This is a genomic window from Crenobacter luteus (assembly GCF_004345725.1).
Lineage (GTDB): Bacteria > Pseudomonadota > Gammaproteobacteria > Burkholderiales > Chromobacteriaceae > Crenobacter > Crenobacter luteus.
Window position 1 is genome coordinate 58,328 of the sequence record NZ_SLXG01000011.1, and the last position, 22,922, is coordinate 81,249.

Below are 22,922 nucleotides of genomic sequence, written 5' to 3' on the forward strand. Positions count from 1 at the left end.
TGGCCGTACCCTCAAGTCTTGTCGCGTTATTCGTTGGTGACCGCCTCGACCTCGGCCAAGGAGGTCACGCCCTGCCTGACCTTGATCAGGCCGGCGCGCCGCAGGTCGACCATGCCCTCGCGGCGCGCGAGGTCGGCGATGTCGATCGCGGTGCCGTTCTTCATGATCAGCCGCGTCATCGCGTCGGATATCGGCATCACCTCGTAGATGCCGGTGCGGCCCTTGTAGCCGGAGCCGCGGCATTCGTCGCAACCGGCCGGCGCGTACGGCGTCCAGCTGCCGTCGAGCTCCTCCTCGGCGAAGCCGGCCGCCAGCAGCGCCTCGCGCGGGATGTCGGCCGGCTTCTTGCAGTGCGGGCACAGCCGGCGCGCCAGCCGCTGCGCCATGATCAGCAGCACCGAGCTGGCGACGTTGAACGGCGCGACGCCCATGTTCAGCAGCCGGGTCAGCGTCGACGGCGCGTCGTTGGTGTGCAGCGTCGAGAACACCATATGGCCGGTCTGCGCGGCCTTGATCGCGATGTCGGCGGTCTCGAAATCGCGGATCTCGCCGACCATCAGCACGTCCGGGTCCTGACGCAGGAAGGCGCGCAGCGCGGTCGCGAAGCTCAGGCCGGCCTTGTCGTTGACGTTGACCTGGTTGACGCCGGCGAGGTTGATCTCGACCGGGTCCTCGGCGGTCGAGATATTGCGGTCCGACTGGTTCAGGATGTTGAGGAAGGTATACAGCGACACCGTCTTGCCGCTGCCGGTCGGCCCGGTCACCAGCACCATGCCGTAGGGCCGCGTCACCGCCGCCATGATCGCCTGCTTTTGCTCGGGCTCGAAGCCGAGCTGGTCGATGTCCAGCGTCACCGCCGACTGGTCGAGGATGCGCAGCACGATCTTCTCGCCGTACAGCGTCGGCAGCGTGCTGACGCGGAAGTCGACGTTGCGCTGCTTGTCGACCGACAGCTTGATGCGACCGTCCTGCGGCACGCGTTTTTCCGAGATGTCGAGCCGCGCCATCACCTTCAGCCGGCTGGCGAGCTTGTCCTTGAGCGCCAGCGGCGGGCGCACCACCTCGCGCAGTTCGCCGTCGACGCGGTAGCGGATGCGGTAGAAGCGCTCGTAGGGCTCGAAGTGGATGTCCGACGCGCCGCCGCGGATGCCGTCGAGCAGGATCTTCTGGATGAACTTGACCACCGGCGCGTCGTCGACGTCGGCCTGATGCACGATGGCGTCGGGGTCGACCACCTCGACGCCGGCGTCCAGGCCCGACAGGTCCTCGCGGGTGAACTCGTTGATCGCGTCGGCGACGCTGTCGCGCACGCGCGCGATCAGCCGGCCGAGCTGGTCGTCCTCGACCACGACGACCTCGACCGCCAGGCCGGTCTTGAAGGTGATCGCGTGGAAGGCGGCGCTCTGCGTCGGGTCGGACGTGCCGACGAAGAGCTTGTTGCCGCGCTTGAACAGCGGCACGACGCGGCGCTGGCGCAGCAACTCGTCGTCGACGACGTTCTTGGGCAGGCTGGCCGGGTTCAGCGCGGTAACGTCGAACAGCGGCAGGCCGAAGGTGCGCGCGGCGAACAGCGCGACGTCGCGCGCCGACAGCTTGCGGCTTTGCACCAGCTGCTCGACGAAACCGATATTGGCGCTCGCCGCCTGCTGCTGGATCGCCTCCGCGTCCTGCAGCAGCAAGAGATTGTTCTGCACCAGGGCCCGGCCCAGGCCGGAAATGCCAGCGCTCGCTTCCATGACGCTCCTCGCGGGACGGGATGAATTCGACGCGCCAATGATAATGTGATTATGACGGCTTGGCACCCGCGATCTGCCGCGCGGCCGGAAAACAAAAAAGGCTGCCGAGGCAGCCTTTTTCGCGACACAGGTTCTGATTAGAACTTGTGGATCATTTGCACGCCGAAGGCGCGCTGGTCCGGCACACCGGCTTCGTTCACAGCAGTGTCGTAGTCCAGCTTGCCGTAGGACACGCCAGCGGTGGTGCGCTTGGACAGCGCGTAGTCGACGCCGACGATGTACTGCTTGTAGCCCGAGTTGTTCAGGTCTTCGCCGTTCACCTTGCTGTCAAAGCCGTGACCGTAGGAGAATTTCGGAGTGAACGCGCCGACACCGTAGGTCGCGGTCAGGGCAGCTTCGCGGATCTTCGCCTTGTTGTTCAGCACATCTTTGCCGTTCTGCTGAGCGTAGGCACCGACCAGGCCGAGGCCGAAGTCGAAGTTGTAGCCGGCTTCAACGCGCTGGTAGTAGTAGTTGTCCAGTTCGGCAACGGCGTCGCCGTTCTTGTAGTCCCAGCGCGCGTAGACGTACTTGGCGGTCAGGCCGCCGTTCTCGTAGCCGAGGCCAACCAGCTTCACGTCGCGGTTGGTGTCCGGAGCGTACGCCGGGTTGTTGCGGTCTTCGTTCACGCCGTACTGCAGCGTGAAGTCGAAGCCGGCGAATTTCGGGCTGTCGTAGCGCACCGAGTTCTTCAGACGGGTGTCCAGCGGGGTGTTGGTGTTGGCGATGGCCAGTTGCAGCGCGTCGGCTTCGCTTTCCCACGGGTTCACGATGGCCATGTCGCTGTCGGCGTAGTCGGACACGTTGCCCAAACGAACCTTACCGAAGTCGCCCTGCAGGCCGATGAAGGTGTTGCGCGAACCGAGGCGGCCCGAGCTGGAGCCGGTGCCGTCGTTCGGCGCGTCCAGACGCAGGCCGGTCTCGACTTGCCAGATGGCCTTCAGACCGTTGCCGAGGTCTTCGTTGCCCTTGAAGCCGATGCGGGAACCGAAGTCGGCGACGTTGTTGACGCGCTTTTCGCCGTCGTTCTTCACGTTCTCGAAACCGCCCTTCAGGGTACCGTACAGGGTCACGTCGGCCATAGCGGCTGCCGGCAGAGCGGCCAGTGCCAGAGCGATCAGCTTCTTGTTCATCGCCATTCCTTTCGAAGTCAGTCTTAAGTTTTACCCGTCTCGCAATGCACATTGCATTGCAGCAGGCTTTTCTTCACCGCCGGCGAATGCCGGGCTGGTTTCTGGTGGCACTATAAAACGGACGTTGTGAAAATACAAAAACGTCGCCACCCCGCCACAAGACACGTCATCCCAGACGGCAAATCACGCCATCAAATCATTGATTAATAAGAGAAAACAAAAAAACAACAACGGTTGCGCAATTGCAACACCACCCAGCGCAAGCGCCGAATGTGTTGTAAAAGCGCCGCAGTTTCGCCCGAAAAATCCCGACCAAACGCCTTTGCCTGTCCGCTTGTCCCATACAAAATAGCGGCTGCTTTGTGAAGGAGTGTGTCATGCCCGACGTCAGCCACGCGCTGTGCTGGTTCCGCCGCGACCTGCGCGACTTCGACCACGCGGCGCTGTTTCACGCGCTCAAGCAGAGCCGGCGCGTCACGCCGGTGTTCGTGTTCGACCGCGCCCTGCTCGAGCCGCTGCCGCGCGACGACCGGCGCGTCGCCTTCATCTGGCAGGCGCTGGCCGAGCTGAAGGCTTCGCTGCGCACGGCTGGCAGCGATCTGCTCGTCCGCGTCGGCGACCCGGCCGAGGCGATCCCCGCGCTGGCGCGCGAGCTGGGCGCCGGTGCGGTGTTCGCCAACCGCGACTACGAGCCGCAGGCGATCGCGCGCGACGCGGCGGTCGGGAGAACGTTGGCCGAGCAGGGCGTCGCCTGGCACGACTGCAAGGATCAGGTGATCTTCGAGCGCGACGAGGTGCTCAGCGGCGCCGGCCGGCCGTACACGGTGTTCACCCCCTACCGCAAGGCGTGGCGGCAGAGGCTCGACGCCTTCCAGTTGAAAAGCTACCCGGTCGACCGCTACCGCGAGCGGCTCGCGCGCTTTACCGCCGGCCCGCTGCCGACCCTGGCCGAGCTCGGCTTCGACGCGGTCGACCTGGCCGCGCTCGGCGTCAGGTGCGGCATGTCGGGCGGCGCGGCGCTGTTCGCCGACTTCATCGCCCGCGTCGGCCATTACAAGGCGTGGCGCGACTTTCCGGCGGTCAAGGGCGTGTCCTACCTGTCGGCCCACCTGCGCTTCGGCACGGTGTCGATCCGCGAGCTGGCGCGCTTCGCGCACGAGGAAGGCAGCGAGGGCGCCGAGGTCTGGCTGGATGAGCTGATCTGGCGCGAGTTCTACCAGCAGCTGTTGTGGCACTTCCCGCACGTCGCGCACAGCAGCTTCAAGCCCGACTACGCCAGGCTGCCCTTCCCCAACGACGAGGCGTGGTTCGCCGCCTGGTGCGAGGGGCGCACCGGCTACCCGCTGGTCGACGCGGCGATGCGTCAGCTGAACCGCACCGGCTACATGCACAACCGGCTGCGCATGGTGGCGGCGAGCTTCCTCGTCAAGGACCTGCTGATCGACTGGCGCCGGGGCGAGCGCTACTTCGCCGAAAAGCTGCTCGACTTCGAGCTCGCGTCGAACAACGGCGGCTGGCAGTGGGCGGCGTCGACCGGCTGCGACGCGCAGCCGTGGTTCCGCATCTTCAACCCGGTCACCCAGTCGCAGAAGTTCGACCCGCAGGGTCGCTTCATCCGCCGCTATGTGCCGGAGCTGGCGGCGCTCGACGACGCGGCGATCCACGCGCCGTGGCAGGCCAAGCGGCTGCCGGCCGGCTTCGCGCTCGGCCGCGACTATCCGGCGCCCATCGTCGAGCACGCCGTGCAGCGCGAAAAGGCGCTGGCGCTGTTCGGCCGGCGCGGCGGCGCAGCGGCCGGCGCCGACCGATAAGGCCGTCGGCCCCGAGTCGGGCAGCACGAGCCGGCCATCGCCCCACTCTCGGGCGCATGAAAAAAGCCACCCGGCCGGGTGGCTTTTTTCGTCGCGCGGGCCGCTTACGGCTTCTTGGCCGGCTCGGCCGGTTTGGCCGCTGCCGCCGGCTTGGCCGCCGTCGCGGCGGGCTTGCCGCCGAGCGTCAGATCCTTGCGCAGGTTCGCCAGCGTCTTGTCGCCGATGCCCGGTACGTTCTTCAGGTCGTCGACCGTCTTGAACGGCCCGTTCTTGCTGCGGTAGTCGAGGATCGCCTTGGCCTTGGCCGGGCCGATGCCGTTCAGCGCCTCGAGCTCCTGCTGCGTGGCGGTGTTGAGATTGACGGCGGCGAACGCCGTGCTGCAAACGAGCAGGCCGGCAAAGAGAGTCAACAGCTTCTTCATCGCGATGCGCTCCTTCGGGTGAGCGGGCGTCGGCGACGCCCGGAATATGACAATAGAATCACACCCGGTGCAAAATCAACTCGAGGACGACCTTGCTGCCGATATAGGCGAACAGCAGCAGCGCGAAGCTCGCCAGCGTCCAGCGCACCGCGAGCCGGCCGCGCCAGCCGTGACGGCGGCGGCCGACCAGCAGCGCGCCGAACAGCAGCCACGACAGCACGCCGAACACGATCTTGTGGTTGACGACCGCCGCCACGCCGAACAACTGTTCGGAGAACAGCACGCCGCTGGCCAGCGACAGCGTCAGCAGCGCGAAACCCCAGCCTATCGCCTGGAACATCAGCTGCTCGAGGCTCAACAGCGGCGGCAGGTTGCGCATTGCCGGCGTGCGGCGCTTGGCGTGCAGCGCGCGCTCGAGCACCAGCATCAGCAGCGCCAGCAGCGCGCCGATCGCCAGCAGACTGTAGGCCAGCATCGAGACGATCAGGTGCAGCGCGAAGTCGGGCGTGTACAGCTGGTGCGGAATCGGCCGCCCCGGCAGCAGCAGCGCCGCCAGCACCGCCAGCGCGGCAAACGGCAGGATGAACACCGGCAGGCCGTCGAGCTTGTAGAAGAAGCGGCCGGTCCAGTAGATCAGCAGCATCAGCCACATCACCATCGACAGCGCCTGGCCGACGCCGAGCACCGCCGGCCCGGGCAGCAGCCACGGCGAGAACAGCAGCCAGGCGTGCGCCAGCAGCACCGCGCCGAGCAGGCCCTGTTCGAGGTGCGCGCGCTGCGGCCAGCCGGCGACGCCGCGCCACTGGCCGAAGTAGTGCCACGAAAAGCCGGCGTAGGCGGCGATCAGGAACAAAGAGAGAGAAAGCGTGTAGGCAGTCATCGGAGGGAGCGCCGATCCGGACGCGTCGTGTAAAATGTCGGCTTCGAAAAGGATACACCAACCACGTCGCACGTTGGCATACCGAAGGACCCGCCATGCTAGACAACCTGACTTCGCGCCTCTCGGGCGTGATCAAAAACCTCAAGGGCCAGGCGCGGCTCACCGAAACGAACATCCAGGACGCGATGCGCGAGGTGCGCATGGCCTTGCTGGAAGCCGACGTCGCGCTGCCGGTGGTCAAGACCTTCGTCGCCCACGTCAAGGAACGCGCGCTCGGCCAGGAGGTGATCGGCAGCCTGACGCCGGGCCAGGCGCTGGTCGGCGTGGTCAACGACGAGCTCGTCAAGCTGATGGGCGCCACCTGCGACTCGCTCAACCTCGCCGCGGTGCCGCCGGCGATCGTGCTGATGGCCGGCCTGCAGGGCGCTGGCAAGACCACCACCGTCGGCAAGCTCGCCAAGCACCTGAAGGAGCAGCACAAGAAGAAGGTGCTGGTGGTCTCGGCCGACGTCTACCGCCCGGCCGCCATCGAGCAGCTCAAGCTGTTGGCCGAGCAGGTCGGCGTCGAGTGGTTCCCGTCGCGTGGCGATGAGCAGCCCGAGACCATCGCCCGCGCCGCCGTCGACCACGCCCGGCGCCACTTCTTCGACGTGCTGCTGGTCGACACCGCCGGCCGCCTCGCGATCGACGAGGCGATGATGGCCGAGATCAAGGCGCTGCACGCCGCGCTGAACCCGATCGAGACGCTGTTCGTCGTCGACGCGATGCAGGGCCAGGACGCGGTCAACACCGCGCAGGCCTTCAACGAGGCGCTGCCCTTGACCGGCGTGATCCTGACCAAGATGGACGGCGACGCGCGCGGCGGCGCCGCGCTGTCGGTGCGCCACGTCACCGGCAAGCCGATCAAGTTCATCGGCGTCGGCGAGAAGGTGTCGGGCCTCGAACCGTTCTACCCGGATAGGATCGCCAGCCGCATCCTCGGCATGGGCGACGTGCTCAGCCTGATCGAGGACGTGCAGAAGGGCATCGACCAGGCCGAGGCGGCCAAGATGGCCAAGAAGCTGAAGTCCGGCAAGGGCTTCGACCTCGAGGACTTCAAGGCGCAGATCCAGCAGATGAAGAAGATGGGCGGCATGGCCAACCTGATGGAAAAGATGCCGGGCCAGATCGGCCAGATGGCCAAGGGCATCCAGGGCGCCGAAGCCGACAAGGCGGTACGCCGCATCGAGGGCATCATCAACTCGATGACGCTCGAGGAGCGCCGCAAGCCGGAACTGCTGAAGGCCAGCCGCAAGCGCCGCATCGCCGCCGGCTCGGGCGTGACGGTGCAGGAGGTCAACAAGCTCTTGAACCAGTTCGAGCAGACGCAGAAGATGATGAAGCAGTTCTCGTCCAAGGGCGGGCTGATGAAGCTGATGCGCGGCATGAAGGGCGGCCTGCCCGGCATGTGAGCCGCACGGTCGAACGGGCGCCGCGCTCGCCCGTTTGCGCGCCCGCGCCGGCTCGGCCAACCCCACCCCGACCGATCGCAAGGATAGAGCATGCAGTACGACGCCGTGGTCCTCACCGAGGGCCGTTACCTCGCCGCCGACGACAGTTGCTGGTACACCCGCCAGGTTCACCACGAGGACGGGCTCGTCGTCGACGCGCTGCGCCGCCGCGGCCTCGCCGTCGCGCGGCTCGACTGGGCCGACCCCGGCTTCGACTGGTCGCGCGCCAAAAGCGCGGTGTTTCGCACCACCTGGGACTACTTCCACCGCTTCGACGAATTCGCGCCGTGGCTGCAACGCGCCGGCCGCGCCACGCGCTTCTTCAACGAGGCGGCGCTGATCCACTGGAATATCGACAAGCACTACCTCGGCCAACTGGCGGCCGCCGGCGTCAACATCGTGCCGACGCGCTACATCGAGGCCGGCGAAACCGGCACCCTGGCCGAGCACGCCGCCGCCACCGGCTGGGACGAGCTCATCCTCAAGCCGACCGTCTCGGGCGCCGCGCGCCATACCTACCGCTTCGCCGCGGCCGACGCCGCGCTGCACGAGGCGGTATTCGCCGAGCTGATCGCCAACGAGGCGATGATGCTGCAGCCGTTCCAGCGCCACATCCTCGACGCGGGCGAGTTGTCGCTGATCGTGATCGACGGCCGCGTCACGCACGCGATCCGCAAGACCGCCCGCGCCGGCGACTTCCGCGTGCAGGACGACTGGGGCGGCACCGTGCACGAGCACGCGCCCAGCGCCGAGGAGACCGCCTTCGCCGAGGCGGCGGTCGCCGCGGTGCCGTTCGACGTGCTGTACGCGCGCGTCGACGCGGTGCGCGGCAACGACGGCCAGCTCGCGTTGATGGAGCTGGAAATGGTCGAACCGGAGCTGTTCTTCCGCTTCTGCCCGGAGGCGGCCGACGCGTTGGCCGAGGGCCTGATCCGGCGCCTGTCCGCCTGAGCCGCCCTCCGGACGCAGCGAAAGCTCGCCTAAGTGACTGAAATCAAGGGTTATACGGCATGGCGCGCAACGCGCGCCGGTGCCATCATTACCGGTTTCGCGGCAACCTCCCTCTTGCCCGGACCGCATCGCCGGCATCGGCCGGCGCCAACGAAAGCAGGAATAGCATGAACCAGACCCCGCTCCTCGCCCTCTCCCCTCTCGACGGCCGCTACGCCGGCCAGGTTGACCCGCTGCGCGGCCTGTTCTCCGAATACGGCCTGATGAAGTTCCGCATCAAGGTGGAACTGGAATGGCTGAAAATGCTGGCCGCCGAGCCGGGCATCGCCGAGGTCAAACCGTTCTCCGACGCCACCATCCGCGAAATCGACGACCTGATCGCCGAATTCAGCATCGAACACGCCGAGGCGATCAAGGCGATCGAGGCGCGCACCAACCACGACGTGAAGGCGATCGAGTACTGGCTGAAGGAGCGCCTGTCGGACAATCCGGAAGTGATGGCCGCCAGCGAGTTCATCCACTTCGCCTGCACCTCGGAAGACATCAACAACCTCAGCCACGCGCTGATGCTCAAGGCTGCGCGCAACACCGTGATGCTGCCGGCGCTCGACGAACTGATCGCCAAGTACACCGAGCTGGCGCACGAGCTGGCCGCGCTGCCGATGATGAGCCGCACCCACGGCCAGCCGGCGACGCCGAGCACCATGGGCAAGGAGATGGCCAACGTCGTCTACCGCCTCAAGCGCCAGCGCGAACAGCTCGTGAAGCAGGAGCTGCTGGGCAAGATCAACGGCGCGGTCGGCAACTACAACGCCCACCTGTCCGCCTACCCGGACGTCGACTGGGAAAGCCTCGCCGAGCGCTTCGTGTCCGGCCTGGGCCTCACCTTCAACCCGTACACGATCCAGATCGAACCGCACGACTACATGGCCGAGCTGTTCCAGATCCAGACCCGCGTGAACACCATCCTGATCGACGCCAACCGCGACATCTGGGGCTACATCTCGCTCGGTTACTTCAAGCAGAAGGTCAAGGCCGGCGAAGTCGGCAGCTCGACCATGCCGCACAAGGTCAACCCGATCGACTTCGAGAACTCGGAAGGCAACCTCGGCATCGCCAACGCGCTCCTGTCGCACCTGGCCGAGAAGCTGCCGGTGTCGCGCTGGCAGCGCGACCTGACCGACTCGACCGTGCTGCGCAATATGGGCGTCGCCTTCGGCTACAGCCTGCTCGGCTACAAGGCCTGCCAGCGCGGCCTCGCCAAGCTCGAGGCCAACCCGGCCGCTCTCGCCGCCGACCTCGACGCGACCTGGGAACTGTTGGCCGAGCCGATCCAGACCGTGATGCGCCGCTACGGCGTCGCCAACCCTTACGAGCAGCTCAAGGAGCTGACCCGCGGCAAGGACGGCATTACCCGCGAGACGCTGGCCGCCTTCATCAAGACGCTGGAAATCCCGGAAAGCGAAAAGGAACGCCTGTTGACGCTGTCGCCGGCCGGCTACCTGGGCAAGGCCGAGGAACTGGCGCGCCGCATCTGAGCGCTCCCACGCCGAACACGACGCCCGCCCCGCGCGGGCGTTTTTGCATTTATCGCACCCTACGGCCCTGAAAGCGCGCGATTTTTCACCATCTTTGACAACGCTAGGTAATTCCCGTTAGGTAAAAATACTTAAATCATAATTTTTTCAGTTTTCATACTTGATTGAAATTATGCCGCCGGCTAGTTCGATAGGGTAGCCGCTGACTTGATCCGGCCGTCGCTTCCGATGGGTCAAGCCAGCACATGGCATCGTCGCGCACATCCGCGCATGCCCCATCCATCGCTTGGCATAGGAGTACGATCATGCACACCCGCCATCCCCACGCACGCGCCCTGCTCGTCGTCCTGCTCGGCACGGCGCTCGTCAATCTCAGCGCCTGCGCCGGCTCCGGCAGTTCAACCGGCAAACTGGCCAGCGCCAGCAAGAACAGCACCACCCCGGGCGGCAGCGTCGGAGGCGGTGGTTCGAGCGGCGGCGACGTGGCAAGCAGCGGGGGTCATGGCGGTGGCAGCGGTGGCAGCGGTGGCAGCGGTGGCAGCGGTGGCAGTGGCAGTGGCAGTGGCAGTGGCAGCGGCCACGGCGGTGGCGGTGGCCACGGCGGCGGAGGCGGCGGCGCCCCCGCCAAGAATGCATTGAGCACGACCGGCGGCCTGGTCAGCCAAGTCGGCGCCACCGTCGGCTCGCTCGGCGCCAGGGTCGGGCAGACCGACCTGCCGCTGCTTTCCAAGGAGTCCGAGCAAGTGGCAGGCGGCACGGTCCAGCATCTGGGCGCGGCGCTCACCACGCTGGGCAACGGCCTGAGCACCGGGCTGGGCCAGTCGACCCAGAACGGCAAACCGCTCACCACGACCGTCGACAGCGTCGGCGACACGCTGAACCAGACCGGTCAGGCGGTATCCGGCGTCGGCAAGCTGATCGCCGGCCTCAGCCTGGACGGCCTGCACGGCGCATCCAAGCCGACCGAGCCCTGCAAGAACGGCAAATCGGGCAAACCCTGCGAGCCCCAGCACGGCAAGGGCCACGACCCGCTCGGCAAGGTCTCCGGCGTCGTCGGCAATGCCGTGGTCCAGGTCGGCAAGGTCGTTTCGGCGACCGATCCGCAACTGGACAAGCTGGGCAAGGAGCCGCTGGTTGCCCAGGTCTTGCAAAGCGGCGACAAGACCATCCTTCCCCTGAACGCCCTGCTCGGCAAATTGACGCTGCCGGACGGCAAGCACGACCCGAAATCGCCGCTCAAGCTGCTGTCGCTGCTCCAGCACGGCGGCCATCACGGCTACGGCGGCGGACTGCCGCTCGGCCAACTGCTCGCGGGTAGCGGGCATCAGCTGCTCGGCGGAGGGCTGAGCGGCAAGCCGGAGCTGCTCGGCCCGGTCAGCGGCCTGCTCGGCGGCGAGCTCGGCAACACCGCCTTGCTGAGCCCGGTAACGGGCCTGCTCGGCGCCGAGAGCGGCACCGGCGGGGTACTCGCCCCGGTCACCACGATATTGGGCGGCGGCGGGGACTCGTTGCTCGGCGGCACGGTGGCTTCGGTCGGCGGCACACTGGGCAGCCTGACCGGCGGCAGCGGCCTCCTGAGTGCCGAGTCCACGTCGCCGGCCTCCTCCGGCGACACCGGCAGCACCCCGACAAGCGGCGGCACCGGCTCGACCGGCCTGCTCGGCTCCGTGCTGAATACCGCAACCGGGCTTCTGGGCGGAAAATAAAACAATAAATAAGCTAAATTGCATATAACAAAAGCATACTCGGCCAAGGACACACACCTTGGCCGAGCCTTTCCGCTCAAGGGGACACACGAATGCGTCGATCCGCATGGCTTTACCCATTGACCCTGACCCTCAGCTGCCACGCCGCCTTCGCCGACAGCGGCTCCCCGTTCCGCGGCAACCCTCTCGACACCCTTCCCGCCATCGCGGTACCCGACGCCGGCAAACCGCCGCTCAAGGTCGACATCGCCCCCGCGCCGACGCCGGCCCCCGACCTGCTCGACTACCGCCTGGCGGTCCAGCGTGTCGATATCGAAGGCGTCGCCGCGATACCCTTCGACCAGCTGGCCCCCTTCTTCGCCGACCTTGCCGGTCGCGAGGTCGCACTGCGCGAACTGATCACAGGTACGGAAGCGGTCACCCGGCTCTACCAGCAGCGCGGCTACCCGCTCTCCTTCGCCTACCTGCCGGTGCAGGACTTTCAGGACGGCGTCGTGCGGATCATCGTGGTCGAGGGCTACGTCGGCGAGCTCATCATCGAAGGCGATGCCGGACCGCTCGAGGCCCGCCTGCGTCGGACGCTGGCGCCACTGCTCGCCGAAAAACCACTCACGCGCGCGAGTTTCGAGCGCTACACCAACCTGATCGCGCAGATACCCGGACTGTCGGCCAAGGCCGAACTGCGTCCGCCGACGTCCACCGGCGGCGCCGGTAGCCTGAAGCTCGACGTCGTGCGCAAGACCATCCAGGGCGGCGTCGGCCTCGAATACAACCATCCGGGTGCCAGGGGCATCTTCTCGTTGAGCGGCCAGGCGCAGACCGGCCAGGGCGAGCAGTTGTCGCTGACCGCGCTCGCGCCGCCGGGACGGGACCACGAGAAGTTCTACGGCCTGCAGTACAGCCAGTTGCTGGGCTACGAAGGGACGCAGATCAAGCTGGAAGCGTCGGATTACCGCAGCCGGCCGGAAACGCCGTTGCAACTCTCCGGGCTCACGCTCCGGCGTGAACTCAAGAACAGCCGCGCCGGACTGCTGCTCAGCCATCCGTTCCTGCTGAGCAATACGCAAAGCCTGAGTGCGACGGCGGGAGCCTATCTGTCGCGCAACGAAGAGAACTACCGGGTCGAGGAGAATGGCACAAGCCTGCGGACGCTCGCCCGGCTGACCGTCGTCAACGCCGGCTTCAGCTTCAGCCGGGCGGATCGGGGCGCCCTGACCCGCGTTGGCGCCAGCGTCTACCAAGGCCTGGAGACCGCCGGCGCCCGCCAGGAACTGAACGCCTTCGACCTCGACTTCACCCGGGCCTCGGCCAACCTCAGCCGCACCGACGACTGGCCGGCCCGTTTCGCCAGCGTGCTGCAGCTCACGGGCCAGTACAGCCGGCAAAACCTGCCGAGCTCCGAGCAGATCGGTTTCGGCGGACGACAGTTCGGGCGCGCCTACCCGGCCGGCGAAGTCGCCGGCGATCATGGCTGGGGAGTCTCGCTGGAGTTGCAGCGGGGTTTCAGGCCGGACCAGCGCTTTCTCAAGCTGCTCCAGCCCTTCCTGCTCGTGGAGCACGCGCGGGTCGGCGTCAACCGGGGGCAGCTCGTCCACGACACCCTGGGCTCGGTGGCCGTGGGCCTGCGTCTGACCGACAGCCGGCACTACAAGCTCGAGCTCGACGTCGCCAAGCCGACGGCCGATGTTCCGTCTGGGCTAGACAGCCGCAAGCCGCGCTGGAACGCCAGCTACTCCTACCGCCTGATGTGACGCGTGACGCGCGCCGTAAATGCGAAAAACCCGTGCTGCATTCACAGCACGGGTTTTTCCGTATTTGGTTGCGGGGGCAGGATTTGAACCTACGACCTTCGGGTTATGAGCCCGACGAGCTACCAGACTGCTCCACCCCGCGTCAGAGAAAACGGATAATACGCGGCGTTTCGTTTCGGGTCAAGCGTTTTTCGGAAACGATCAACCGCGCCGCTTCTTGACCGCCGCCGCGCGCTCGGCTTTCGCCCTGTCGCGCGCGATCTGGCGCTCGATCTCGAGCCGGCGCGCTTCGGCCAACCAGCGCTGCCACTCGTCGGGCGTCTCCAGCGTGATGCGGCCGATCGCGCCGTCGCGGAAGTCGGTCAGCACGATCTCGGCCGCCTTCTGGAAGTTGACCCGGCCGCCGCCGAGCATCGCGCCGCGCCGCCGGCCGATCGCCTCCAAAAGTTCGTCGTCGAGCATGTCGGCGACGCCGTCGAGCTTGTAGCGCGCCTCGAGCTCGGCCGGGTAGTTCGCGATCAGGTACTTGAGCAGTTCGAGCGACACTTCCTCCTCGTCGAGCGCGTTGCGGCCGACCGCGCCGCTGGCGGCGAGGTTGTAGCCGCCCTGCTCGACCAGGATCTTCGGCCACAGCATGCCCGGGGTGTCGTAGAGGATGAAGTCGTCGGCGAGGTCGATACGCTGCTCGCCCTTGGTGATGCCCGGCTCGTTGCCGACCTTCGCGGCGCGGCGCCCCAGCAGGCTGTTGATCAGCGTCGACTTGCCGACGTTGGGGATGCCGCAGATCAGCACGCGCAAGGGCTTGTCGAGGCCGCGGCGATGCGGTGCCAGCTCGCGGCAGGCGGCGATCAGCCGCTGCGCCGGGCTCTTCTCGCCGGCGTCCAGCCCGATCGCGCGCGTATCGCTCAAGCCGTTGTAGTGCTCGATCCAGACACGGGTGCGGTTCGGGTCGGCCAGGTCCTGCTTGTTGAGGACCTTGAGCGCCTTCTTGTTGCGCGTCATCGCCGCGAGCATCGGGTTGGCGCTGGAAGCCGGCAGACGCGCGTCGAGCATCTCGATCACCACGTCGATGTCCTTCAGGCGATCCGCCACCTGCTTCTTGGCCTTGTTCATGTGGCCGGGGAACCATTGAATCGCCATCGTGTTTACCGTTTCCTCAGGGGCGCGAGCAAATCGCCGAGCCCGTTGTGTTTGAGTTCGTACGCGATCTCCAGCAGACGGCCGAGCTCGCCCTTGGGGAAGCCCTGGCGCGCGAACCAGACGAGATAGGGCAGCGGCAGGTCGGCCAACAGCATGCCCTTGTACTTGCCGTACGGCATGGGCCGGCTCACCAGCGCTTCGAGATCGGTCGCTTGCATGCGAAGACGGGATGCGTCAAAGGGCCGGCATTGTGCCAGAAACGAGGCAAATCAGCCAGTTACCCGGATCACACCGGCAAGGGCTTGCCGTCGTTGAAGGCGAGGAATCCGCGCACCACGCGGTAGATGAACCACACCCAGGTCGCGAACAGGATCAGGAAGCCGACCAGCAGGAAGGTGGTGAGAAAACCGATTACATAGCCGGCCAGCGCCCACCAGAAGGTGCGGATCTGCCAGGCGAAGTGGCTCTCGAACACCGTGCCGGCGACGTCCGGCTTCTTCAGGTAGTTGACGATCACGCCGACGATCGCGGTCACGCCGACGAACAGGCTGGCGATCTGCAGGATGTAGACCACCAGCGTCAGCTGGTAGAGCTTCTTGTCCGGGTGCGGACGGGCGGCGGCTTGGGCGGGCCAGTCGTTCATCGTTTCTCCTCGATCGGGGGGGGGGGCGAGCCGCCGCGCGACTCAGGCGAGGCCCGCCGCACGGGCGAGCGGCGCCGGCAAGGCCGCGCGACAGCATGCTGCTAGTGTACAAGACCGCGCCACGGCCGACAGGTTCGCGTCGACGGGCTGGGCGAGGCGCGAACGGCCGCGGCGCGAACGGCCGCGGCGCGTGACCGCCGCACCGGCGAACTCGCGCACCAGGCGCGGCTGCGCCGGCGCGACCGCGACGCCGAGTTCGCCGGCGAGCGCGGCCAACCTTGCGTTCGCCACGTCCAGGAGCGGCAGCTCGTCGAGCGCGACGTCGACCTCGGCCAGTTGCAGCGCGACGATGGTGGCGGCGAGCCAGTCGGCCGCGTCGGCGAAGCGCGTGGGCGAACGCTCGCTCCAGTCGGCGCGGCGCGCGGCGAGCAGCATCGCGAACGGGCGGATCGGCAGCAGCGCTTCGAGCACGCCTTCGGCGCCGGCGTCGCTCAGCGCCGACGGCTCGCGCGCGACGGTCAGGAAATAGCCCGCCACCGTCTCGCACGGGGTGGGCGGGCAGGCTTGGCGAATGGCGTTCATGGCGGGTTTCCTTGTCGTTTCGGTGTTTCGCCGCGACCGGAAGACCCTTTGAGAGACACAAAAGCCGCCGGTAACGCGGCGGCTTTTGTCAGGGGAAGCTGTTTGTCAGCGTGTGCACATCCCTTGGAGCCGCCGTGAGCTGCGGTACCAATAAAAATACGCGAAGGATGCGATGCGCTGGGTGTTCATGCCCAACAGGGTGCGCCAAGCGCGCCGGGCTGTCAAGGGCCGCCGCGGTGCGCCATGGCGGATGGCGGACGTTAAAAAGGCTCGGCCAACCTTGTCGCGGCTTGACCGAGCCTTCGCGGCAGCGCCGCGTGCTTACATGTTCGGGTAGTTCGGCCCGCCGCCGCCCTCCGGCGTCACCCAGTTGATGTTCTGGGTCGGGTCCTTGATGTCGCAGGTCTTGCAGTGCACGCAGTTCTGCGCGTTGATCTGCAGCCGTGGCGCGTCGGGTTCGCCGACGAATTCGTACACGCCGGCCGGGCAATAGCGCGTCTCCGGCCCCGCGTAGCGCTTCAGGTTGACCGCCACCGGCACGCTCTTGTCCTTGAGCTTCAGGTGCGGCGGCTGGTCCTCGCTATGGTTGGTGTTCGACAGGAACACCGACGACAGCCGGTCGAAGCTGATCTTGCCGTCCGGCTTCGGGTAGTCGATCCGGGCGCACTGGCTCGCCTCCTGCAGCGTCTCGTGGTCGGCGTGCTTGTGACGCAAGGTCCACGGCGCGCGGCCGCGGAACAGGTAGGTGTCGAGCGCGCCGTAGATCATCGCCGGCCACAGGCCCCAGCGGAACGACGGACGGATGTTGCGCACCTTCCACAGCTCGTCGTACAGCCAGCTCTGCTTGAACCTGGCCGGGTAGCTCGTCGCCTCGCGGCCGGCGGCCTCGCTAGACAACAGCTCGAACACCGCCTCGGCCGCCAGCGAACCGGACTTGATCGCCGCGTGGCTGCCCTTGATCTTCGGCACGTTGAGGAAGCCGGCGGTGTCGCCGACCAGCACGCCGCCCGGGAAGGTCAGCTTCGGCAGGCTCTGGATGCCGCCCTCGCTCAGCGCGCGCGCGCCGTAGGAGATGCGGCGGCCGCCTTCCAGCGTCTTTTTGATCGCCGGATGGGTCTTGAAGCGCTGGAACTCCTCGAACGGGCTCAGATACGGGTTCTGGTAGTCCAGCCCGACGACGAAGCCGACCACCACCTGGTTGTTCTCGAGGTGATACAGGAACGAGCCGCCGTAGGTGGCGGTGTCCATCGGCCAGCCGACGGTGTGGGTGATGCGGCCGGGGCTGTGCTGCGCGGCCGGCACTTCCCACAATTCCTTGATGCCGATGCCGTAGGTCTGCGGGTCGCTGTCCTTCCTGAGGTCGAAGCGCTCGAACAGCGTCTTGGTGAGCGAACCGCGACAGCCTTCGGCGAAGATGGTCTGCTTGGCCCACAGCTCCATACCCGGCTCGCCTTCCTTGTCGCCGTGCTTGCCGGTGCCGACGTTGCCGGTGGCGACGCCCTTGACCGCGCCGGTCTCGTCGTACAGCACCTCGGCGGCGGCGAAGCCCGGGTAGATCTCGACGCCGAGTTCCTCCGCCTGCGCACCGAGCCAGCGGCACAGGTTGCCGAGGCTGATGATGTAGTTGCCGTGATTCTTCATCTGCGGCGGCGTCGGCAGCTCGATCGACTCGGTCTCGGTCAGGAACAGGAAGTGGTCGTCGGCCGCCGGCGTGTTCAGCGGCGCGCCCTTCTCCTTCCAGTCCGGGATCAGCTCGGACAGCGCCTTCGGCTCGAACACCGCGCCGGACAGGATGTGGGCGCCGATCTCGGAGCCCTTCTCCAGCAGGCAGACCGACAGCTCGCGGCCGGCGGCGTTGGCCAGTTGCTTGAGGCGGATCGCGCTGGCCAGCCCGGACGGGCCGCCGCCGACGATCACCACGTCGTATTCCATGTAGTCGCGTTGCATCGATGTCCCTTGTCTGTTATCGGCGGCGAGTTTACCAAAACCGCCCGTCCCGGACGATGATAGCGGGGCGGCGCGAGGATTCAAACAATCGTTCGATAAGGTTAACCCGGACCCAAGGCGCCGCTTTGCCGCAGCGCGGCAATTTCTTCGTCATCGTAGCCGAGTTCGGCCAACAGCGCCTCGCCGTGCTCGTTCAGCCGCGGCGGCGGCGCCGTGGCGCGCGCCGGCGCGCCGTTCAGGCGGATCGGGCACGCCAGCTGCGGCAAGCGCGTGCCGTCGTCGCGGCGCTGCACGTAGGACATGCCGCGGTGCCGCGCCTGCGGGTGGGCGAAGGCCTCGGCGACGTTGAGGATCGGCCCGCACGGCACGCCGGCTGCCGTCAGCTTTTCCAGCCACGCGTCGCGCGCATCGGCGCGGAACAGCTCGGCCAACCGCGGCACCAGCTCGGCGCGGTGCGCGACGCGCGCCGGGTTGCTCGCGAAGCGTTCGTCGCGCGCCAGCTGCGGCACGCCGAGCACGGTGCATACCGCCGAGAACTGCTTGTCGTTGCCGCAGGCGAGGATCAGGTGGCCGTCGCGCGTCGCGAACACCTGGTAGGGGACGATGTTCGGGTGGCCGTTGCCGAGCCGCGGCGGCACCGCGCCCGACACCAGGTGGTTGAGCGCGACGTTGGCGAGCATCGCCAGCGAGCAGTCGAACAGCGCCAGATCGATGTAGGCGCCGCGGCCGGTTTTCGTGCGCTCGATCAGCGCCGCCTGCACCGCGTTGGCGGCGTACAGGCCGGTGAACAGGTCGGTGACCGCGACGCCGACCTTGGACGGCTCGCCGTCGGCAGGGCCGGTGACGCTCATCAGGCCGGACAGCCCCTGCACGATGTAGTCGTAGCCGGGCAGCTCGGCGGCCGGACCGTCCTGGCCGAAGCCGGTGATCGAGCAGTACACCAGCGCCGGGTTGATCCTGGCGAGGCTGTCGTAGTCGAGCCCGTACTTGGCGAGCCCGCCGACCTTGTAGTTCTCGAGCAGTACGTCGGCGCGCTCGGCCAACCTTCTGACCACCGCCTGCCCCTCGGGCCGCGCGATGTCGAGCGCGATCGAGCGCTTGCCGCGGTTGGCGGCGAGGAAGTAGGCGGCGCTGCCGTCGCTGGCCGCCGGCGGCGCCCACGCGCGGGTGTCGTCGCCGCCGCCGGGCTTTTCGATCTTGATCACGTCGGCGCCGAGGTCGGCCAAGAGCTGGCTCGCCCACGGGCCGGCGAGCACGCGGGAAAGATCCAGCACGGTGATGCCTGCAAGCGGTTTGGCCATGGCGGTTCTCTATCAGGAAGAAAGGTTGGCCGAGCCTTCCGACCCGGCTCTCAGGGGATCAGAACGCGGCGATGCCGGTCTGCGCGCGGCCGAGCACCAGCGCGTGGATGTCGTGCGTGCCCTCGTAGGTGTTGACCGCTTCGAGGTTGACCATGTGGCGCATCACGTGGAATTCGTCGGCGATACCGTTGCCGCCGTGCATGTCGCGCGCGACGCGCGCGATGTCGAGCGCCTTGCCGCAGTTGTTGCGCTTGATCAGCGAGATCATCTCCGGCGCCGCCTCTCCGGCGTCGATCAGCCGGCCGACCTGTAGCGCGGCGGCGAGCCCCAGCGCGATCTCGGTCTGCATGTTCGCGAGCTTGAGCTGCACCAGCTGGTTGGCCGCCAGCGGCCGGCCGAACTGCTTGCGCTCCAGCGTGTACTGGCGCGCCGCGTGCCAGCAGAACTCGGCCGCGCCCATCGCGCCCCAGGCGATGCCGTAGCGCGCCTTGTTCAGGCACGAGAACGGCCCCTTCAGGCCGGTGACGTTCAGCCGGTTCTCGTCGGGCACGAACACGCCGTCCATCACGACCTCGCCGGTGATCGACGCCTTCAGGCTGAGCTTGCCGTGGATCGCCGGCGCGGACAGGCCCTTCATGCCGCGCTCCAGGATGAACCCGTTGATCACGTCCGCCTCGTCCTTGGCCCAGACGACGAACACGTCGGCGATCGGGCTGTTGGTGATCCACATCTTGCTGCCCGACAGCGACCAGCCGCCGGCGACCTTCTTCGCGCGCGTCTTCATGCCGGCCGGGTCGGAACCGGCATCCGGCTCGGTCAGCCCGAAGCAGCCGACCCACTCGCCGCTCGCCAGCTTGGGCAGGTAGCGCTCCTTTTGCGCGTCGGAGCCGAAGGCGTGGATCGGGTACATCACCAGACTGGACTGCACGCTCATCGCCGAGCGGTAGCCGGAGTCGACCCGCTCGACCTCGCGCGCGATCAGCCCGTAGGCGACGTGCGACAGCCCGGCGCAGCCGTAGCCGTCGAGCGTCGCGCCCAACAGGCCCAGCTCGCCCATCTCGGACAGGATCGCGCGGTCGAAGCGCTCGTCGCGGAACGCCGACAGCACGCGCGGCTGCAGGCGCTGCTGGCAGTAGGCGCGCGCGCTGTCCATCACCATGCGCTCCTCCTCGGTGAGCATGCCTTCGAGCTTGAGCGGGTCGGACCAGACGAACGGCGGGCGGTGGGATGCGGCTTGGGACATGGCGTTTCTCCGTCGAGTTTGTTTCGCTATGCGAAACTGTGTTTTACCATGCGAAATAGCCTAGCGCGCGGCCAGCGCGCTTGTAAAGCCCCGCGCTTTTCAGCGCCGGCAATGCGGCCTATGCTCTGCCGGACGAAAAATCCCGGGGATCGCCATGAGCACGGACGACCATCTGGCGTCGGACGACGCCGAACTGAACAAGGACCGCTTCTTCGTGACCGCGCTGGCGCGCGGTCTGGCGGTGCTGGCGGCCTTCCGTCCCGGCGAGGCCGCGCTGTCCAACCAGGAGCTGACGCGCCGCACCGGCCTGCCCAAGTCGACCGTGTCGCGGCTGACCTACACGCTGACGCAGCTGGGCTACCTGTCGCAGGAAGCCGACACCGGCTACTACCGGCTCGGTCTCGCGGTGCTGGCGCTCGGCTCGGCGGTGCTGTCGAGCTACGACGTGCGCGAGGTCGCCGCGCCGCTGATGCGCGAGTTCGCGCTCCGCCACAACGTGTCGGTCAGCCTCGCGATGCGCGACGGCGTCGACATGGTCTATCTGGAAACCTGCCGCAGCGCGGCGCGGGTGACGGTGCAGTTGACGGTCGGCTCGCGCGTGCCGCTGGTGACCACCGCGATCGGCCGCGCCTACTACGCCGGCCTGAGCGCCGCCGAGCGCGCCAAGCTCGACCTCGAGCTGGCCGAACGCTACGGCCCGGAATGGCCGGGACTGTCGGACAAGTTGGCCGAGAGCCTGGCCGACTACCGCGACCACGGCTACACGCACTCCTGGGGCGAGTACGGTCCCGAGGTGCTGGCGATCGGCGTGCCGCTGCGCTCGCCGGCGTCGGGACAGCCGACGATGGCGCTGAACGCCAGCGGCCCGGCGCTGCTGTTCACGCCGGACGCGCTCGGCCGCGACGTCGGCCCGGCGCTGGTCGAGTTGGCGCACCGCATCGCGCCGCCCGTCGGCGGCTGAGCGGCAAAGACAATGCGCCGCCCGGCACGAAACCGGGCGGCGCAGCGTGCGCGTCCTCGTCAGCGGCCGTTCACTGGGACGACACCACGCCGTGGTGCTGTCCCTGGATGTAGTTGACCAGCTGCTCGATCGTGTACTGTTGTTCGGTGATGGTCGCGCGCACCAGGTCGCCGATCGACAGCACGCCGATCACCGCGCCGTCCTCGAGCACCGGCAGGTGGCGGATGCGCCGGTCGGTCATCAGCGCCATGCACTCGTCTATCGTCTGCGCCGGCCGCACGTAGATCACCTTGCTGGTCATGATGTCGCGCACGTGGGTGCCGGCCGAGGTGCGCCCCTCGAGCACCACGCGCCGCGCGTAGTCGCGCTCGGAGAAGATGCCGACGATGTCGCCCCGGTCCATCACCAGCACCGCGCCGACGTCCGCTTCCGACATGATCTGCAAGGCCTGCAGCACGGTCGACTCCGGTCCGACGTAGACCAGCGGCCGGTGGCGTTTGTCTTCCAACAGTTCCCTGACGGTTTGCATGACACCCCCTGTGTTCGCTACGGCCTGTCATGCCATCAATATAGACCAGCGCCTTGTGCGCTGCGGCGCACCAGAACGGGCTCGGCCAACGTGCCGCCCGGCGCGCAAAAAGGCCGCCGTCCCTTGCCGGGCGGCGGCCTTTTTCGTGTGACGCGGGTTCGCTTACTGGGCGCGGATCATGGTGCCGACGCCGGCGTCGGTCAGGATCTCGAGCAACAGCGCGTGCGCGACGCGGCCGTCGATGATGTGCACCGAGTTGACGCCGTTCTTGGCGGCGTCGAGCGCCGAGCTGATCTTGGGCAGCATGCCGCCGTGGATGGTGCCGTCGGCGAACAGCGCGTCGACCTCGGCGGCGGACAGGCCGGTCAACAGCTTGCCCTGCTTGTCGAGCACGCCCGGCGTGTTGGTCATCAGGATCAGCTTTTCGGCCTTGAGCGTCTCGGCCAACTTGCCGGCCACCAGGTCGGCGTTGATGTTGTAGGCCTCGCCGTCGCTGCCGACGCCGATCGGCGCGATCACCGGGATGAAGTCCTGCGAGTCGAGCAGCGACACCAGCGACGGGTCGATGTCGTCGATCTCGCCGACGCGGCCGATGTCGATCAGGTCGCCCTCGTCGCCGCCCTTCAGGAACAGCTTGTGCGCGCGGATGAAGTGGCCGTCCTTGCCAGTCAGGCCGACCGCCTTGCCGCCGTGCTGGTTGATCAGCGACACGATTTCCTTGTTCACCTGGCCGCCGAGCACCATTTCGACCACGTCCATGGTCTCCTGGTCGGTCACGCGCATGCCCTGGATGAACTCGCCGTGCTTGCCGACGCGCTCGAGCATCTCGTTGATCTGCGGGCCGCCGCCGTGCACCACCACCGGATTCAGGCCGACCAGCTTGAGCATCACCACGTCCTTGGCGAAGTCTTCCTTCAGCTTTTCGTCGGTCATCGCGTTGCCACCGTACTTGATCACGATGGTCTTGCCGTAGAAACGGCGGATATAGGGCAGGGCTTCGGCGAGGATGAGCGCCTTTTCGCTGGCGGCAGTGGTCACGGCTGACTCCTTGGATGGAGGGAGGCGCCCGCGCGGGGCGGCGCTCCCGGGTAGCGTCTTGTGGTGTGGCATTCTACCCAA

The 22,922-nt window shown here is 67.3% G+C and carries 20 protein-coding genes and 1 tRNA gene; 7 read left to right on the forward strand and 14 right to left on the reverse strand.

Annotated features, from left to right (window positions below; genetic code table 11):
* Nucleotides 1-26: 26 nt before the first annotated feature.
* Together pilB and EV683_RS08275 are read right to left on the reverse strand one after the other, a co-directional pair.
* Nucleotides 27-1,736 (reverse strand): type IV-A pilus assembly ATPase PilB, encoded by a 1,710-nt coding sequence (pilB, locus tag EV683_RS08270; RefSeq protein ID WP_131862467.1) that lies wholly within the window; start codon nt 1,734-1,736, stop codon nt 27-29.
* A 137-nt stretch (nt 1,737-1,873) separates the two neighbouring features.
* Nucleotides 1,874-2,908, reverse strand: a complete 1,035-nt coding sequence (locus EV683_RS08275) for a porin (RefSeq protein ID WP_131862468.1) — start codon at nt 2,906-2,908, stop codon at nt 1,874-1,876.
* 377 nt (nt 2,909-3,285) lie between these two features.
* Between EV683_RS08275 and EV683_RS08280 the strand changes: the two genes are divergently transcribed.
* Nucleotides 3,286-4,719: a cryptochrome/photolyase family protein gene (locus EV683_RS08280; protein ID WP_131862469.1), complete on the forward strand. Its 1,434-nt coding sequence runs from the start codon at nt 3,286-3,288 to the stop codon at nt 4,717-4,719.
* Nucleotides 4,720-4,823: 104 nt separating this feature from the next.
* On the opposite strand, the gene EV683_RS08285 is transcribed toward EV683_RS08280, so the two are convergent.
* Both EV683_RS08285 and EV683_RS08290 read right to left on the reverse strand, forming a co-directional pair.
* Nucleotides 4,824-5,141 carry a ComEA family DNA-binding protein gene (locus tag EV683_RS08285; protein WP_131862470.1) on the reverse strand — a complete coding sequence of 106 codons (318 nt, stop codon included), beginning with the start codon at nt 5,139-5,141 and terminating at the stop codon, nt 4,824-4,826.
* Nucleotides 5,142-5,199: 58 nt separating this feature from the next.
* Complete coding sequence (locus EV683_RS08290) at nt 5,200-6,021, reverse strand: cytochrome C assembly family protein (protein ID WP_131862471.1); 822 nt, start codon at nt 6,019-6,021, stop codon at nt 5,200-5,202.
* A 95-nt stretch (nt 6,022-6,116) separates the two neighbouring features.
* Here EV683_RS08290 and ffh point away from each other — a divergent pair, with 95 nt between their 5' ends.
* The 5 genes from ffh (at nt 6,117) to EV683_RS08315 (ending at nt 13,457) form a co-directional block, all read left to right on the forward strand.
* Nucleotides 6,117-7,472, forward strand: a complete 1,356-nt coding sequence (ffh, locus tag EV683_RS08295; protein WP_131862472.1) for a signal recognition particle protein — start codon at nt 6,117-6,119, stop codon at nt 7,470-7,472.
* A gap of 90 nt (nt 7,473-7,562) precedes the next feature.
* On the forward strand, nt 7,563-8,462 hold the full coding sequence (locus EV683_RS08300) for an ATP-grasp domain-containing protein (RefSeq protein ID WP_066612919.1): 900 nt from the start codon (nt 7,563-7,565) through the stop codon (nt 8,460-8,462).
* Nucleotides 8,463-8,629: 167 nt separating this feature from the next.
* The gene (purB, locus tag EV683_RS08305; protein ID WP_066612930.1) at nt 8,630-10,000 is read left to right on the forward strand and encodes an adenylosuccinate lyase; all 1,371 of its coding nucleotides are present in this window, start codon (nt 8,630-8,632) and stop codon (nt 9,998-10,000) included.
* Between the two features lie 305 nt (nt 10,001-10,305).
* Complete coding sequence (locus tag EV683_RS08310) at nt 10,306-11,706, forward strand: collagen-like triple helix repeat-containing protein (RefSeq protein WP_131862473.1); 1,401 nt, start codon at nt 10,306-10,308, stop codon at nt 11,704-11,706.
* A 119-nt stretch (nt 11,707-11,825) separates the two neighbouring features.
* Nucleotides 11,826-13,457, forward strand: coding sequence for a ShlB/FhaC/HecB family hemolysin secretion/activation protein (locus EV683_RS08315; RefSeq protein ID WP_165916804.1), 1,632 nt, complete (start codon nt 11,826-11,828; stop codon nt 13,455-13,457).
* A 65-nt stretch (nt 13,458-13,522) separates the two neighbouring features.
* Here EV683_RS08315 and EV683_RS08320 read toward each other — a convergent pair.
* The 8 genes from EV683_RS08320 to EV683_RS08355 all read right to left on the reverse strand — a co-directional run bounded on the left by EV683_RS08320 (nt 13,523) and on the right by EV683_RS08355 (nt 20,313).
* Nucleotides 13,523-13,599: transfer RNA gene (locus tag EV683_RS08320), tRNA-Met, on the reverse strand.
* Between the two features lie 59 nt (nt 13,600-13,658).
* Complete coding sequence (ylqF, locus tag EV683_RS08325; protein WP_131862475.1) at nt 13,659-14,597, reverse strand: ribosome biogenesis GTPase YlqF; 939 nt, start codon at nt 14,595-14,597, stop codon at nt 13,659-13,661.
* 5 nt (nt 14,598-14,602) lie between these two features.
* Complete coding sequence (locus EV683_RS08330; protein WP_066613594.1) at nt 14,603-14,815, reverse strand: DUF3820 family protein; 213 nt, start codon at nt 14,813-14,815, stop codon at nt 14,603-14,605.
* A 68-nt stretch (nt 14,816-14,883) separates the two neighbouring features.
* Nucleotides 14,884-15,240, reverse strand: a complete 357-nt coding sequence (locus tag EV683_RS08335; protein ID WP_066613597.1) for a DUF4870 family protein — start codon at nt 15,238-15,240, stop codon at nt 14,884-14,886.
* Between the two features lie 42 nt (nt 15,241-15,282).
* Nucleotides 15,283-15,822: a hypothetical protein gene (locus tag EV683_RS08340; protein ID WP_131862476.1), complete on the reverse strand. Its 540-nt coding sequence runs from the start codon at nt 15,820-15,822 to the stop codon at nt 15,283-15,285.
* Nucleotides 15,823-16,143: 321 nt separating this feature from the next.
* Nucleotides 16,144-17,754: an electron transfer flavoprotein-ubiquinone oxidoreductase gene (locus tag EV683_RS08345; RefSeq protein ID WP_131862485.1), complete on the reverse strand. Its 1,611-nt coding sequence runs from the start codon at nt 17,752-17,754 to the stop codon at nt 16,144-16,146.
* 116 nt (nt 17,755-17,870) lie between these two features.
* Nucleotides 17,871-19,070 (reverse strand): CaiB/BaiF CoA transferase family protein, encoded by a 1,200-nt coding sequence (locus EV683_RS08350; protein WP_131862477.1) that lies wholly within the window; start codon nt 19,068-19,070, stop codon nt 17,871-17,873.
* Nucleotides 19,071-19,128: 58 nt separating this feature from the next.
* Nucleotides 19,129-20,313 carry an acyl-CoA dehydrogenase gene (locus EV683_RS08355; protein WP_131862478.1) on the reverse strand — a complete coding sequence of 395 codons (1,185 nt, stop codon included), beginning with the start codon at nt 20,311-20,313 and terminating at the stop codon, nt 19,129-19,131.
* A 154-nt stretch (nt 20,314-20,467) separates the two neighbouring features.
* Between EV683_RS08355 and EV683_RS08360 the strand changes: the two genes are divergently transcribed.
* Nucleotides 20,468-21,274, forward strand: a complete 807-nt coding sequence (locus EV683_RS08360) for an IclR family transcriptional regulator (protein ID WP_066613611.1) — start codon at nt 20,468-20,470, stop codon at nt 21,272-21,274.
* A gap of 70 nt (nt 21,275-21,344) precedes the next feature.
* On the opposite strand, the gene EV683_RS08365 is transcribed toward EV683_RS08360, so the two are convergent.
* Both EV683_RS08365 and argB read right to left on the reverse strand, forming a co-directional pair.
* A complete protein-coding gene (locus EV683_RS08365) occupies nt 21,345-21,803 on the reverse strand; it encodes a CBS domain-containing protein (RefSeq protein WP_066613613.1) in 459 nt (152 codons plus the stop codon).
* A gap of 162 nt (nt 21,804-21,965) precedes the next feature.
* Nucleotides 21,966-22,841, reverse strand: coding sequence for an acetylglutamate kinase (argB, locus tag EV683_RS08370; protein WP_066613615.1), 876 nt, complete (start codon nt 22,839-22,841; stop codon nt 21,966-21,968).
* Nucleotides 22,842-22,922: the final 81 nt, after the last annotated feature.

Excerpts from the sequence above, each read along its gene's own strand:
- pilB (WP_131862467.1), bottom strand. The coding sequence starts at position 1,736 with ATGGAAGCGAGCGCTGGCATTTCCGGCCTGGGCCGGGCCCTGGTGCAG.
- EV683_RS08300 (WP_066612919.1), top strand. The coding sequence starts at position 7,563 with ATGCAGTACGACGCCGTGGTCCTCACCGAGGGCCGTTACCTCGCCGCC.
- EV683_RS08280 (WP_131862469.1), top strand. The coding sequence starts at position 3,286 with ATGCCCGACGTCAGCCACGCGCTGTGCTGGTTCCGCCGCGACCTGCGC.
- EV683_RS08355 (WP_131862478.1), bottom strand. The coding sequence starts at position 20,313 with ATGTCCCAAGCCGCATCCCACCGCCCGCCGTTCGTCTGGTCCGACCCG.
- EV683_RS08360 (WP_066613611.1), top strand. The coding sequence starts at position 20,468 with ATGAGCACGGACGACCATCTGGCGTCGGACGACGCCGAACTGAACAAG.
- EV683_RS08365 (WP_066613613.1), bottom strand. The coding sequence starts at position 21,803 with ATGCAAACCGTCAGGGAACTGTTGGAAGACAAACGCCACCGGCCGCTG.
- EV683_RS08350 (WP_131862477.1), bottom strand. The coding sequence starts at position 19,070 with ATGGCCAAACCGCTTGCAGGCATCACCGTGCTGGATCTTTCCCGCGTG.
- EV683_RS08310 (WP_131862473.1), top strand. The coding sequence starts at position 10,306 with ATGCACACCCGCCATCCCCACGCACGCGCCCTGCTCGTCGTCCTGCTC.
- EV683_RS08290 (WP_131862471.1), bottom strand. The coding sequence starts at position 6,021 with ATGACTGCCTACACGCTTTCTCTCTCTTTGTTCCTGATCGCCGCCTAC.
- purB (WP_066612930.1), top strand. The coding sequence starts at position 8,630 with ATGAACCAGACCCCGCTCCTCGCCCTCTCCCCTCTCGACGGCCGCTAC.
- EV683_RS08345 (WP_131862485.1), bottom strand. The coding sequence starts at position 17,754 with ATGGAATACGACGTGGTGATCGTCGGCGGCGGCCCGTCCGGGCTGGCC.
- EV683_RS08285 (WP_131862470.1), bottom strand. The coding sequence starts at position 5,141 with ATGAAGAAGCTGTTGACTCTCTTTGCCGGCCTGCTCGTTTGCAGCACG.
- ffh (WP_131862472.1), top strand. The coding sequence starts at position 6,117 with ATGCTAGACAACCTGACTTCGCGCCTCTCGGGCGTGATCAAAAACCTC.
- ylqF (WP_131862475.1), bottom strand. The coding sequence starts at position 14,597 with ATGGCGATTCAATGGTTCCCCGGCCACATGAACAAGGCCAAGAAGCAG.
- EV683_RS08335 (WP_066613597.1), bottom strand. The coding sequence starts at position 15,240 with ATGAACGACTGGCCCGCCCAAGCCGCCGCCCGTCCGCACCCGGACAAG.
- EV683_RS08340 (WP_131862476.1), bottom strand. The coding sequence starts at position 15,822 with ATGAACGCCATTCGCCAAGCCTGCCCGCCCACCCCGTGCGAGACGGTG.
- EV683_RS08330 (WP_066613594.1), bottom strand. The coding sequence starts at position 14,815 with ATGCAAGCGACCGATCTCGAAGCGCTGGTGAGCCGGCCCATGCCGTAC.
- EV683_RS08275 (WP_131862468.1), bottom strand. The coding sequence starts at position 2,908 with ATGAACAAGAAGCTGATCGCTCTGGCACTGGCCGCTCTGCCGGCAGCC.